This is a genomic window from Modicisalibacter muralis (assembly GCF_900102945.1).
GTDB lineage: Bacteria > Pseudomonadota > Gammaproteobacteria > Pseudomonadales > Halomonadaceae > Modicisalibacter > Modicisalibacter muralis.
Window position 1 is genome coordinate 84225 of the sequence record NZ_FNGI01000002.1, and the last position, 12865, is coordinate 97089.

Consider the following 12865-nt stretch of genomic DNA (forward strand, 5'->3'; position numbering starts at 1 on the left):
CGATAGCGGAGGAGAAGATGATGCGTATCCTCGCTTACTGGATTTTGGCCGGCCTGGTCCTCGCCATGTTTGCCGGTTGCAGCCTGCAAGCTGAAACCGGCCGCGCCGGCGACACGCCAAGCTCAGGAAGCCGAGCGGCCCCCGAAGATTGGAAAACCATTACCAGCACGGCGTACGATATCCGCGTTCGTTATCCGGCCGATCTCGAGTTACGGCAGGGCTTCCGCAAGAGCTATTTCACCAATGGCCGTTGGAAAACCTACACCGGCCCCGACTCCCCGCCGGGAAAACCGCTCATGGCTTTGGTCATGCCGGCCTCCAACCGAGTCACTGCGGGTGAACTGCGGATTGGTGCCAGCCGCGACCCAGTTGCTATCCGCACCTGCAAAGAGATTCCGGCATCAGTACGCCCAGGCAGCGTGGAAGAGACGATGATCGACGGCGTTGCGTTTACCACGTTCAAGGCCGGTGACGCCGGTATGAGCCATTATCTCCTGGTGCGCAGTTACCGCGCCGTGCATGCCGAAACCTGTTATGCGATGGATGTCCTGGTATTCGGCACCAACCCCAACGTTTACGATCCGCCGAAAGCACCGCCATTATCCCGGCAGCAGGTCTTTGCTCGACTGGTTCCCGTGGCCGAAGAATTGCAGTTCATCGATGCGGCGACCCCTATAACCCGCCACAACGACCTGCCCTAAGGAATTGCTGAATAAATAGCCGAACGGAATGAAGCACGAGACGCACGGAACACAGAAAATGAGACATAACATGGAGTTAGGCGAATTTTCGAGTACCGCGCAACGAAGTGATTCGTCCGTGCAGGCATTTATGCAGCGGTTCCCTAAGCGTGAGACGTTGCACTAGGCCCGAGGGTGGCTCGCCACCACGTCGGCGCGAATCACGCTCTGCACCTCGATCAGCGGCGTGACCACCTCGCGCGAGGCCTTGTAGTGCGGCGTCTGCTTATGAGCCGCTAGTGCCTGCTCATCGGCGTAGATCTCGTAGAGATGGAAAAGATCGGGTGTGTCGCGGTCCTCGATGACGTCGAAGACGTGACAGCCCGGCTCCTCGCGTACCGAGGCGGCGGCATTCTCGGTCATCGCGGCCATGAAGCGCTCGCGGTTGCCGGGCTTGAGCTGAGTTCTGACGATAATGCAGTACATGTGGATTCCAGGTCGGGGGGATTGCGTTCGATTGCCATCGAGCCATCATTAATGGAAAATATTTCCATTAATCTTTCCGAACACTAACCGAGCTTCAAGGAGGCAGCAACATGCAACGCCCCGCCCCACTCAATGGCATGCGCCATATCGCCCTGCAAGTGCAGGATCTCGAGGCCTGCGAACGCTTCTATGTCGATCTGCTTGGCATGCGCCTGTTGCGCCGCGCGCATGCCGATCTGGTCTACCTGACGCTGGGCAACGACAACCTTTCACTGAGTCGGGCCAGCGATCCCACCGGTGACGACCCGCAGCGCCTCGACCACTTCGGTTTCGTCGTCGACCGCCGCGAGGATGTCGATGCCTGGCACGCCTATCTGCGCGAGGCCGGCGTCGTCGTCAATAGCGCACCCCACGATCACGGCGATGGTGGCCGCAGCTTCTATTGCCTCGACCCGGACGGCAATAGCGTGCAGCCACTCTATCATCCCAGCGTCTCGGGCCAGCGGCTGAGTTGAGTCCACTACCAGACTCGCCATGCAACGGGGCCAGGGATGCATCTTGCATGGCATGGACTGCGTATACATAAGCGTATGAATGGCATACAAATGGAGTCATCCTTTTTCCGATCGATCACACCGCCAGGAGTCTCGCCGGATGCCCCTCTTCTATCGCTTGCGCGGTCTGAGCGTCGCGCTGTTGACTGGCGCGGCGCTCATCGCCGCGCCACCCGCCCAGGCCTACCAACTCGACGATTGGCACTCAGTCGTCGAAGAGGCTGAAGGCCAAACGGTCTACTGGAATGCCTGGGGCGGCGACGCGAGAATCAACGCCTATATCGACTGGGTCGGCGAGCGCATGCAGGCACGCCATGGCATCGAGGTGGTGCATGTCAAGGTCAACGACATCGCCCAATCGGTATCGCGCGTATTGGCCGAAAAGGCCGCCGGCAACCTCACGGAAGGCACTATCGATTTACTGTGGATCAACGGCGAGAACTTCGCGGCGATGAAGCGCAACGATCTGCTTTATGGCCCCTGGGCCGAGCGGCTGCCGAATTTTCCACTGACCGCCCCCGACGCCAACCCCGAAATGCGCAACGATTTCAGCGTGCCGGTGGAGGGCCTTGAATCGCCCTGGGGCAAGGCACAACTCACCTTCTATTACGATAGCGCTCGCGTCGAGTCGCCACCGCGGACCCTGCCGGAACTGCTCGCTTGGGCCAAGGCCAATCCCGGTCGTTTTACCTATCCGCTGATTCCCGACTTCCTCGGCAGCACGTTCCTGAAGCAGGCGCTGTTGAGTCTGACCAAGGATTCCGCGCCACTCTACGAACCGGTCAGCGCGGCGAATTTCGCCAAGGTCACCGCGCCGCTATGGGACTACCTCGATGCGCTGCACCCACATCTGTGGCGCAGCGGCGAGAGCTTTCCGAATAGCGGCCCCGATATGCGCCAGTTGATGGGCGACGGCCAGCTCAGCCTGGCCTTTACCTTCTCGCCACTGGGCCCCGCAGCCTGGGTGGCCGACTATCAATTACCGCCGACCACCCGCAGCTACGTACTCGAGAATGGCACCCTGGGAAACGTGCACTTCGTCGCCGCTCCCTTCAATGCCAGTCACAAGGCCGCGGCGCTGGTGCTGGCCAACTTTCTGCTCTCGCCACGAGCACAGGCCCGCAAGCAGGATATCGACGTGTGGGGCGACCCTACCGTGCTGGCGATGGATGCGTTGAGCGAAGAGCAACGCCAGGCCTTCGATTCGCTTGAAGACAATCCTGCGGCACTACCTCCCGATGCGCTTGAACGCACCCTGGCCGAGCCCCACCCGAGCTGGGTCGGACGTCTGGAAGGCGCCTGGCTCAAGCGTTACGGGGCGGACTAGAAGCTTGTCGGGGTACGCACTCGGCATACGCCTGGCGCCATGGCTGGCGATTGCGCTGCTCAGCCTGCCAGTGATCAGCGGTCTGGCCGGCGTCATCGCCCCGGCTTTCGGCTGGCTGCCGGCACTCGGCGGCGACATGCTGACGCTGGCGCACTGGCAAGCATTGTGGCAAGCGCCAGGGCTCGCTCGCATGGTGCAGTTGAGCTACACGACCGGACTGATCAGCGCCGCGCTATCGCTGACCATCGTGGCGCTGTTTCTCGGCGCCTTCATGCAAACGCGGCTGTTCACCGCCGTGCGCCGGCTGCTCTCGCCGCTACTCGCCGTGCCGCATGCCGCGGCGGCTATCGGCCTGGCCTTTCTGCTGTCGCCCTCGGGTCTACTCAGCCGCAGCCTGTCACCGTGGCTGACTGGCTGGCAGTATCCACCCGACATCCTGTTTCCCGGCGATCCGCATGGGTTCGCGCTGATCGCCGGGCTGGTCATCAAGGAAATACCTTTTCTGCTGCTGATGAGCCTGGCCGCGCTACCCCAATGTCAGGCCAATGAACGGTTACATGTGGCACGGGCGCTGGGTTATGGCCCACTGACGGCCTTCCTCAAGGCGGTACTGCCGGGATTGTATCCGTTACTGCGGCTGCCGGTGTACGCGGTAATCGCCTTTGCCTCATCGACGGTCGATGTGGCGTTGATTCTCGGCCCAACCACGCCACCACCACTGGCGGTAGCGGTGTTGCGTTGGCTCAACGACCCCGACCTGGCAATGCGTTTCATGGCCTCGGCCGGCGCCCTGCTGCAATTGCTCGTGACGTTGGCGGCGCTGGCCAGTTGGTGGCTGATCGAACGCCTGATCCACTGGTCGACCACTGGCTGGCTGGCAAACGGTCGTCGACGCAGCGCTGACCGACTGCTCGGGGGTATCGCACTGGGGGCTATCAGCGTGGCGCTGCTATTGATGCTGAGCAGCCTGCTCGGTCTGACTCTGTGGTCGCTGGCGGCCTACTGGCCGTTTCCCCAAGCATTGCCACAGCCGCTAACGCTGCGTAACTGGATGGACGCCACCGGCGGCCTGGGCGATCCGTTGTCGCAGGCGGCAGTGATCGGCATTGCCGCCACGCTACTGTCGCTGGTACTGGTGGTCGGCGCGCTGGAAGCCGAAACGCTCAATGAATGCCCCACCCGGCCCTGGGCACAGCTGGTTCTTTATCTGCCGTTGCTGGTGCCGCCGGTGGCGTTTCTTTTCGGATTGGTGATGCTGCAGGCTCAGTTCGGCGTAAAACCGGGACTGACGGTCGTCGTCTTCAGCCATGCGGTGTTCGTATTGCCTTATGTGTTTCTGTCGCTGGTCGAGAGCTATCGACGCCTGGACCCACGCTGGGCACGGCTCGCACGTAGCCTCGGCGCCAGCCCGGCGCGCGTGTTCTGGCGAGTGCGCTTGCCCATGCTCTGCGCGCCACTGCTGACCGCCGCCGCAGTGGGTTTCGCGGTGAGCATCGGGCAGTATCTGCCAACGCTACTGCTGGGTGCCGGGCGGGTAAGCACCATCACTACCGAAGCGGTTAATCTGGCCAGCGGTGGCGATCGGCGCTTGGCGGCGGTTTATGCATTACTGCAATTGGCGCTGCCTGCGCTGGGCTTCGCGCTGGCGCTTGGCCTGCCACGGCTGCTGTTTCGCCACCGCAGCGGCCTGCTGACATCTGCGTGAATGAATATCGATTGGCCGACTCGGAAACTGCTGAATAATTTCTTCAGGCCGGTTGCGTGAACGGGTAGCCCAGCCGGCGCGCCGCACCGGCCGTTTCGGTCTGGATGATTTGCATCTCTTGCGGGGTGAAGCCGGGTTCGTAGTAGGAAGGAAAATGAATGCCGCTGGCGGCGTCATCCAGAAACGCCGTGTCGATGGGTAGACCACAGTGTTCGAGAACGCCTTCCAGGTTCTCGCGGGGCGCTTGGCACATATCCTCGAAGCGCACGACGAGTGCGGCCTTGCGCAGGTCCTCGTCACCCTCCAGTCTATCCATGATGTGATTATGGATCAGCGCCCAATAACGCGCCCAGCCAAGCACGTCATCGCCACGCTCCCAGCAGGCCTCGATGTCGGCAACGGCCTCGTCGTCATCCAGATTGATGACTCGACGGTCGAGGCCGAACTCGAAGTGGCCGACGCGCTGCATGTGCGTCAGCGCCTCAGGGTGATCCCGCTCGCCGGCGAGAAACAAACGGTGCTGCTTCATCAACGAGGCGATGTGCCAAACCGGGTCGCGCACGGGAATCACGAAGCGGGCGTCGTCGAATATCCTGCGCAGATAGCCCAGCCTCGAGACGTTGTAGTTACCCTTGGCGATATAGCGGGACGCCTTGCGCACCGCCAGCAATTTACGAATATGCTCACGATAAAAGCGCTCGAACGACGGATTGCTGGTGTCGCGAGTCAATACCGAGCTACGCGTTGAATCGTGAATCTCCGGGAAGTATGCCATCCATAGCACTTCCTCGAACGCCTCGGGGCTTTCCGAGGTCACCTTGATGCCATCGGCGTGAGTGCGCTCGGCGGCTTGCTCGGTGCGCTGCGGCACCTTATCCAGCCAGCGATTCCAAAGATATGGCGTGAATACCAGCGGGTAATCCCGGTAGCGGTGGCTGGCGACGTCCGGGTGCGAGGCCAGGATTTCCAGCAATTTGGTGCTGCCGGAGCGAGCGAGGCCCGCGACGTAGATCGGCCGGTCGACCTCGATGTCTTCGATGGCGTCATTGGCGATCTTGGTCTCGAAATTACCGAGTCGCTTCCATAAACCGGGATTTCGGGCAACGAAGCCACCCAGGGTACTGACCCAGCCGGTAACCTTGAAGCCTGCGGTATTGGGTTGAGAGCTGGACGCCATCGCCAATCTCCTACTTGATCCGCGAGAATCGATGAATGAGCAGTGAGACGATCACCAGCACCGGAAAGAACACGAACAGCCAGGAATGCATCCAGCTCGGGCCGATCTCGAGATAGCGGCTCTCGGGAAGTTCGATGTTGATACGCTCCACGCGGCCATCCTCGGGTAGATAACCGGCCGGGTTGCCGATCAACCAGTTCCACCACTGCCGCTCATGAATCACCGGCACCGGGGAGACCAACTCAAAGTCGCTGCTGACCTCGCCATTAGAGCCGAGCACCTGTACATGCGGCACGCCACCGGGTTCGCTCGGCGCTACCCAGCGAGTCTGCACAGATTCCGGCTGAGTGGTAATCGTCGGCGTCTGGTTAGGCGGTGGATAGGCGTTCCCATACGTCGCCTCCAGCCAGATCAGCAGGCATAGCACCGGCAACGACGCCAATATCGTACCGGGCAGCACCAGGCCGATGTGGCGAAACGACGTCTTGAACTGATCGCCGATCAACGAACCGGCTTCCGAAAACTCGCCGTCGAAATCATTCAAGCGACGCCGTGCATCGGCCGCCTTCTGCTTGGCAATGCCGATGCGTTTCTGCGGTGTCAGAAAATAGTAAAGCAACATCGATACGACGGCACCGATCAGGGCCCAGACCACCAGCCTCGCGGTCGGCGGGAGTACAGTCGCAAAGGCGGCGTCGATTCCGTCGAACAGCGGGGCTGGAAGATCCAGCAGACCATAGCTCATCGTGTACCTACATCAGTGGGTTTTTTCTCATCGTCATGCACGGCTGAATCTTGCGCAGTCGATGCATTCGGGTCGGCGGACGTTGAGTGCTCGGTCGATTTTTGCGCAACCGTATCGTGGGTCGTCTCACTCTTCTGCTGATCCGGCTGCGTTTTTTGCTGTGCTTTTTGCTGTGCTTCTTGTTTCGGTATGGCGTTGGCCTCCTTGGCCTCGCGCTTGCGACGCAGCATACGGCGGAATGGCCACAGCAGAACGAAGAGCAGTGCCGCACCTACCGCGGCAACCAGACCCCACAGGGCGCCAAGCAAGCTAAGCCCCGCGCCGGGTCCGATGTATGCCATGGCAGGCGACGCAACGAGAAAGAGCAGAAATAATACGCTGGAACCACGAGTAATCAGTTTCATATTGGGCCTCCTATCGGCCGGACTCGAGTGTCGAACGAAACTCCGGTTTCAAGCTCGCCGGGTCGATTCTAGTACCTGACGATACGACCGGTGTGTATTGATCCGAGTTCCCACCGCGTACTGGATTGAAATATTCCCATACGATATCTCCCTCGCGAGTGACTTCCAGCAGACGCCCACCATTGGACTCGGTGATCAAGGTATTGCCATTGGGCAAGCGCTGTGCCGAAGAACGTATGGCGCTGGATAACGGATGCTCGTCCGTGCCGTGATAGGACCAGGTAATTTCCATGTTTTCCGGGTCGAACTGCAGCACTCGCGAGAGATTTTTATTCTCGAAATTACCGTAGTTGTCGAACAACATAATGTCGCCATTTGGCAACAGATCGGCATCATGCTGTTCGATCCAAGGGCCGCGTGTCGCCCAAGTGATTTCCTCGCTTTCAGGATCCAACACCGCGACCGTGCTGATGTTTCGGAAGGAAATCAGCAGGTCGCCCGCTTCACCATAGGGGAAATTCTCCGCTGCCTCAGCGGTAATGAATTCGATGCCGTTGGTGTGCAGCGCATCCCGGGTCGCGTGGTAAGCAGCACCCCGCACGAGCAAGTCGTCATACCTGGAGCGCGCCATTACGGGCAATAGCGGAATCTTTTCCAGTTCCTTGCCCTCCGGCGACAGAATCACCGCGTAATCCATGATGTATGGCTGCTCCAGGAAATCCACGCCCTCGATCGGCTCGGATGCGTATTCGTGGGTTAACGCTGCTATGCGACCATCCGGACCGATATCTATGTCGTGATGGGCATGCTCGAGATACTTCCAGATGACGTTCGACTCACTGTCCAGCTTGACGATGCCATAGCCGTAAGGCGAGTCGCCTGATGCGATGTATTGAGCCAGTAGATCGCCATTGGGATAGACCCGCGCCTCGCGCATGGTGACCAGTTCGTCGGGCTGCGGCTTGTCCACCGCCGACTCCGATGTCCAGAGCTCGCTATAGGGCTTGCGCCACTCATGCAGCAGAGTGCCATCCATCGCGACCAGTCGTGTCGACGAATAATTGTCCGTCGAGGTATACAGCGTATAACCGGGGTAAACTTGCTCGCTGTCGTTGATCGTGACCCCACGCTGCTCCGAGCGCGCCGGGTTCCAGAAGTTGGTTTTCAGTGGATCGTCATATTCAGTATTCTTCTCGATCAAGGCAATTCCTGCATCGTAAGCATCGCTCAGGAATTTGTAGGGCGGCACCTTGGCCAGCATCAAGATGGCACCGCCAACGAAGGCGATGAAAAGTAGTGCGAGAAAGAAGATCAAACCACCGACCTTGTCGGCTTTACTGTTCGGCATGCTTGCAGTCCCTGGCAAGAAAATAAGGTGCTACCAATATAAACAAGGTAATAAAAGTTTCTATGACCGCTCAAGCGTCGAAAAACACAGACACCAACATCAATCGGTACGCACGACTCAGTTATCCTATAGCCTACAAACATAGCCCAAGCGGCTAAAACGGCTAAGAGACCACGAATTCGACCCAGGAGAATCATGCTCCCGCTGGCATTGGAAGGTATCCATATCACCCTGGATGGCGCACCGCTATTGAGTGTCGACACCGTCATCGCTCCGGGGGAAGTGTTGACGGTGATGGGCCCCTCCGGGGTCGGCAAGTCGACCCTGCTGGCGTATATCGCCGGCTTTCTGTCGCCGGCGTTCGTGGCAAGCGGCCACGTCCGGCTCGGCGATCGCGAACTCACCCGACTACCCGCCGAGGAACGCCGCGTGGGGCTACTGTTTCAGGACCCGCTGTTGTTCCCGCACCTTAGCGTCGATGGCAACCTGGCTTTTGGGATGAGCGCCGTAGGTTCGCGGCGCGAACGCCAGCAGCGCAGCGAAGCGGCGCTGGCCGATGTGGGTCTCGAAGGGTATCGCCATCGCGATCCGGCCACGCTATCGGGTGGGCAGAAGGCGCGCGTGGCACTACTGCGCGTACTGCTATCGGAGCCCGGCGCGATGCTGCTCGACGAACCGTTTTCCAAGCTCGATGCGACACTGCGTGACGAGATGCGCGCATTGGTATTCGCTCGCGTACGCGAACGGGGATTGCCAACCCTGATGGTGACGCATGACGCCGCCGATGCCGAGGCGGCCGCTGGTCGCGTCATCGAACTGGGACAATAGCGCCGACGCCCTATCGCTAGCGCTCCTCGCCAGCGGCCTCGCGCGCCAATTCGCTGACCAGCCTGGCCACCTTGTCGGGCGACAGATTGCAGCCTTGCAGGCCATGGCGTTCGACGAGATAGGCGGGATCGTTCCATTCGATACGCGTGACGTCGTCCACCATGCGGATCACCATCTTCTGCGGCAAATCCAATGCCACACTGCCCTGGCAGCGCATCATCGGTGTACCGACCTTGGGATTGCCGAAGATGACGGTGCGCGTGGGCGGCAGCTCGAGACCGGCATCGACCGCTCCCTGAGCGTGATCGATCACCGTGAACAGCGTTAAGCCACGCTTGTGCAGCGCTTGACGCAACAAGGCCTCGACCTCGTTCACCGACTCCTCAGTGGTTATATGCCGAATGCCTGGATAGACCGTTTTATTCTTATCGGCCTGCGGCTCGGCCTGGGCTGTCGCCGAAAAGAGACACACCAGTACAATAACCGCCACTACCGCGCGCAATGCCATGGAACGCTCCTGTGTGGTGAATTCTCCAATAAGACGGCTACCGATGAGATAAGTGCGGATTATCTTGCGCCTATCTTGCAAATATCGACGCCAACTCATCGAGATCGGCAACGGTGACATCCGGCTCGCCACCCCAAGGGTCGAAAGGCGCTTCGGCGCTGCGCCGCACCCAGGCGGCATGCAGACCGGCATGCTTGGCACCGATTACGTCGAAGGGATTGGAAGAAATCAGCCAGGTATCGTCGGCGGCCGCTTCCAGCCGCGAACGCAGGTGCGCATAAACCACCGGATCTGGCTTGAAGCGCTTGACCTCCTCGACGCTGACGATGTCATCGAAGTGCTGGATGATCCTGGCCTGCTCGAGTAGCCCTGTCACCGCCTGACGGCTGCCGTTGGAAAACGCCACCCGCCGGATGCCGTTTTCGGCCATACGCTCCAGCGCCTCGGCCACGTCGACAAACGCCGGCAACCTCGCGTAACTGGTCATCAGGCGATCCTTGTCGGTCTGCGAAAGGCTTGTGGCCATCGCCCGGTCGACGAACTCCAGCGCCTCGCCGGTGCACTGGGCAAAGTCGACATAAGCGCCCATCAACCCTCGGCGAAACGTGTACTCGAGCTGCTTATCGCGCCAGTGTTGAGAAAAAACCGTGGCCTGATCGCCGACGCGTTCCTTGAGTTCCTCGATCACGCCGTGAGTGTCGATCAGGGTGCCATAGACATCGAAGGCCAGAACCCGTTTCATGAACGCACTCCCTCGTCCGCTGAAAGATACCCATACCGTGCGCCCTTTGGCCGAGACGCACAAGCCATGCAAAGGTCGGTTGCTAGCTCGTCAACCGCGATAGCGCAAAATTGGCAATCGCGGTGTCCTGCACGCCGGTGCCGGTCAGATCGCAGACCGTGATGCTGGCATCCGAGACGCGCAGACGCTGGCCTTCGGCGATTACCCGACCCAACTCGTAAACCTTGAAAGGAGGTTCTTTAAGTCCCCCGAAACCGGGGCTTTTATCGCCTTTTATACCAGCCGAGCCGTTCTGGGTGTCCTGGTCGGCCTTTCTGGCGAACGCCTTGAGTTCACCGTTGTTCTCGCTCTGGGCGCGAGTGTCGCAGACGAAGGCATCGGCGCGGATCATCACCGACTCGTCGAGTTCGCGCTTGTCGGGGCTGTCCGAGCCCATCGCCGTGACATGCACGCCTTCGGGCAGATCCTGCGCGCTAAGAATCGGCTCACGCGCAGGGGTGGTGGTAACGATAATATCGGCCTGTTCACAGGCCGCCTTGACGCTGTCGTGCACGTTGACGGTCAGGCCCAGCGCGCGCATGCGCTCGGCGTAGGGCTCGGCCGACTCGCGCCGGCGCGCCCAGACATCGAGGGTGTCGATATCGCGCACCAGTTGCAGCGCGCGCACTTGCAGCTCGGCCTGCTCGCCGGCACCCAGCACGGCTACACGGCGGCTGTTCTCCCGTGACAGGTGCCGGGCGGCGATGGCGCCGGCCAGTGCGGTGCGCACTGCGGTAAGGTAGCCCTCGTCGAACAGCACCGCATCGACCAGCCCGGTCTTGGCCGAGAACACCATCACCAGGCCGTTGAGACTCGGCAAACCCAGCTTGGGATTGTCGAAGAAGCCGGGGCTGACCTTGATGGCGAAACGCTCGAAACCGCGAATGTGCGCGGTTTTGACGTCCACCTCGCCGTTGGATTCCTCGATGGCCATCGACAGGATCGGCGGCTGCACCACCTCGCCACGACCCAGCGCCGCGAAACCGACTTCCACCGTGTCCATGGCCTCGCGGTCGAGCTTGACCGCCGCTTCGATCGCCTCGCGTTGATAGAGTTGCATAGCGAAATTCCCTCTTCCGGAAAGCTCAATACCTCATCAATCGCAGCAAGCTCAGCCGCGATTTACAAGGCCGCGTGCGTGATCAAATGTTTCCAGTGACACCCCATTGCCCGAGACGATCAGCGCCACTTTCTGGCCGCGCACGTCCAGGCCATGTTCTTCGATGGCCGCCAGGCCGACGGCGGCGGCACCCTCCACCAGCATCTTCTCGTGTTCCAGCAGGTCGACCATGGCCCGCGCGATGGCAGGCTCCGAGACTTGGCAGTGATCGTCCATCACCGCGCGTACCAGCTCGAACGTGCAGATGTTTTGTAGCCCGATGCCGCCGCCCAGCGAATCGCCCAGGCTCTCGACCTCCTCGACATCCACCGGGTGGCCGGCCTCGAGGCTCTGCCACATCGCAGCACCCTGGGAGAGACTGACGCCGCTGACGCGAATCTCGGGGCGAATCGCCTTGAGCGCCGCGCCGATGCCACCCAGCAGGCCACCACCGGAGAGCCCGACGAAGACACGATCAAGATTTGGCTGATCCTCCAGCAACTCCAGGCCGATAGTGCCCTGGCCGCTGGCGATCAGCGGGTCGTCGAACGGTGGGATCAGCGTCATGCCCTGCTCGTCGACCAGCCGCGCGACCTCCTCGAAAGCCTCATCCTGGCTCCGGCCGACGCGCCGCGCCTCGGCGCCCAGCGCCTCGATGGCGCGTACCTTGTTATCCGGCACCAGCTTCGACAGGCAGATCACCGCCGGCACGCCCAGGCGCTTCGCGGCATAAGCCACCGCGCGGCCATGGTTGCCAGTGGAAGCGGTCGTCACGCCACGCCGCAGGTGTTCCTCGCCATGTTTTTCCATCAGCGCGGCGATCATGTTGGTCGCCCCCCTGAGCTTGAAGGCACCACTGGGCTGATGGTTCTCCAGCTTGAGGAATATCTCGGCATCGAAGCGCTGCGACAGCGCCAGCGAGCGAATCAGCGGCGTGCGCGCCACCTGCCCGGCGATGCGTGCCCGCGCCTGATAGATCGATGCCAAGGTGACACCGTGGCTGGGTTGAGTCATGGCCCCTCCCTTTCAAACAAATCGTTGTCCACTACAAACAATAGCGCCGCGAAAGCAGAACTTCCGCAGCGCTATCGCTACATTACCTCAAGTGACTGAACGCCAACGAGCGATGGTGAGGATAGGCGGGGTGCTGACGGGAACGCGGAGTGGACTAATGTCCATGAGCATTTCCCGGCAGCGACTCAACAACGCCTCACCGAGCGTAG

14 protein-coding genes are annotated in these 12865 nt (G+C 60.8%); 5 read left to right on the forward strand and 9 right to left on the reverse strand.

Annotated elements, in window-relative coordinates:
• The first annotated feature begins 20 nt into the window (after positions 1-20).
• Positions 21-701: a hypothetical protein gene (locus BLR92_RS04975; RefSeq protein WP_139171572.1), complete on the forward strand. Its 681-nt coding sequence runs from the start codon at positions 21-23 to the stop codon at positions 699-701.
• Between the two features lie 162 nt (positions 702-863).
• Here BLR92_RS04975 and BLR92_RS04980 read toward each other — a convergent pair whose 3' ends face one another.
• Positions 864-1166 (reverse strand): putative quinol monooxygenase, encoded by a 303-nt coding sequence (locus BLR92_RS04980; protein WP_089726170.1) that lies wholly within the window; start codon positions 1164-1166, stop codon positions 864-866.
• Between the two features lie 110 nt (positions 1167-1276).
• Here BLR92_RS04980 and BLR92_RS04985 point away from each other — a divergent pair, with 110 nt between their 5' ends.
• The 3 genes from BLR92_RS04985 (at position 1277) to BLR92_RS04995 (ending at position 4752) form a co-directional block, all read left to right on the forward strand.
• Positions 1277-1681, forward strand: a complete 405-nt coding sequence (locus BLR92_RS04985; protein ID WP_089726172.1) for a VOC family protein — start codon at positions 1277-1279, stop codon at positions 1679-1681.
• A gap of 139 nt (positions 1682-1820) precedes the next feature.
• Positions 1821-3047: an ABC transporter substrate-binding protein gene (locus BLR92_RS04990; RefSeq protein WP_089726174.1), complete on the forward strand. Its 1227-nt coding sequence runs from the start codon at positions 1821-1823 to the stop codon at positions 3045-3047.
• A gap of 4 nt (positions 3048-3051) precedes the next feature.
• The gene (locus BLR92_RS04995; RefSeq protein WP_245704077.1) at positions 3052-4752 is read left to right on the forward strand and encodes an ABC transporter permease; all 1701 of its coding nucleotides are present in this window, start codon (positions 3052-3054) and stop codon (positions 4750-4752) included.
• 43 nt (positions 4753-4795) lie between these two features.
• On the opposite strand, the gene BLR92_RS05000 is transcribed toward BLR92_RS04995, so the two are convergent.
• The 4 genes from BLR92_RS05000 to BLR92_RS05015 are packed head-to-tail and all read right to left on the reverse strand — an operon-like array spanning position 4796 to position 8426.
• A complete protein-coding gene (locus BLR92_RS05000; protein ID WP_089726179.1) occupies positions 4796-5929 on the reverse strand; it encodes a sulfotransferase family protein in 1134 nt (377 codons plus the stop codon).
• 10 nt (positions 5930-5939) lie between these two features.
• Entirely contained in the window at positions 5940-6674 is a 735-nt protein-coding gene (locus BLR92_RS05005; RefSeq protein WP_089726180.1) for a hypothetical protein, read from the reverse strand.
• Positions 6671-7078 (reverse strand): hypothetical protein, encoded by a 408-nt coding sequence (locus BLR92_RS19660; RefSeq protein WP_175488726.1) that lies wholly within the window; start codon positions 7076-7078, stop codon positions 6671-6673. Before BLR92_RS19660 ends, BLR92_RS05005 begins: the two co-directional genes overlap by 4 nt.
• A gap of 10 nt (positions 7079-7088) precedes the next feature.
• Positions 7089-8426 (reverse strand): arylsulfotransferase family protein, encoded by a 1338-nt coding sequence (locus tag BLR92_RS05015; RefSeq protein WP_089726182.1) that lies wholly within the window; start codon positions 8424-8426, stop codon positions 7089-7091.
• A gap of 195 nt (positions 8427-8621) precedes the next feature.
• On the opposite strand from BLR92_RS05015, the gene BLR92_RS05020 reads away from it, so the two are divergent.
• Positions 8622-9254, forward strand: a complete 633-nt coding sequence (locus tag BLR92_RS05020; RefSeq protein ID WP_089726184.1) for an ATP-binding cassette domain-containing protein — start codon at positions 8622-8624, stop codon at positions 9252-9254.
• A gap of 16 nt (positions 9255-9270) precedes the next feature.
• Here the strand turns inward: BLR92_RS05020 and BLR92_RS05025 are convergent, their stop codons facing one another.
• From BLR92_RS05025 to eutB, 4 genes are all read right to left on the reverse strand, one after another.
• Positions 9271-9762 (reverse strand): DUF302 domain-containing protein, encoded by a 492-nt coding sequence (locus tag BLR92_RS05025; RefSeq protein WP_089726186.1) that lies wholly within the window; start codon positions 9760-9762, stop codon positions 9271-9273.
• A 70-nt stretch (positions 9763-9832) separates the two neighbouring features.
• On the reverse strand, positions 9833-10504 hold the full coding sequence (locus BLR92_RS05030; protein WP_089726188.1) for a haloacid dehalogenase type II: 672 nt from the start codon (positions 10502-10504) through the stop codon (positions 9833-9835).
• A gap of 82 nt (positions 10505-10586) precedes the next feature.
• Complete coding sequence (locus tag BLR92_RS05035) at positions 10587-11603, reverse strand: ornithine cyclodeaminase family protein (RefSeq protein WP_089726190.1); 1017 nt, start codon at positions 11601-11603, stop codon at positions 10587-10589.
• A 51-nt stretch (positions 11604-11654) separates the two neighbouring features.
• Positions 11655-12656, reverse strand: a complete 1002-nt coding sequence (gene eutB, locus BLR92_RS05040) for a hydroxyectoine utilization dehydratase EutB (protein ID WP_089726191.1) — start codon at positions 12654-12656, stop codon at positions 11655-11657.
• Between the last annotated feature and the right edge of the window lie 209 nt (positions 12657-12865).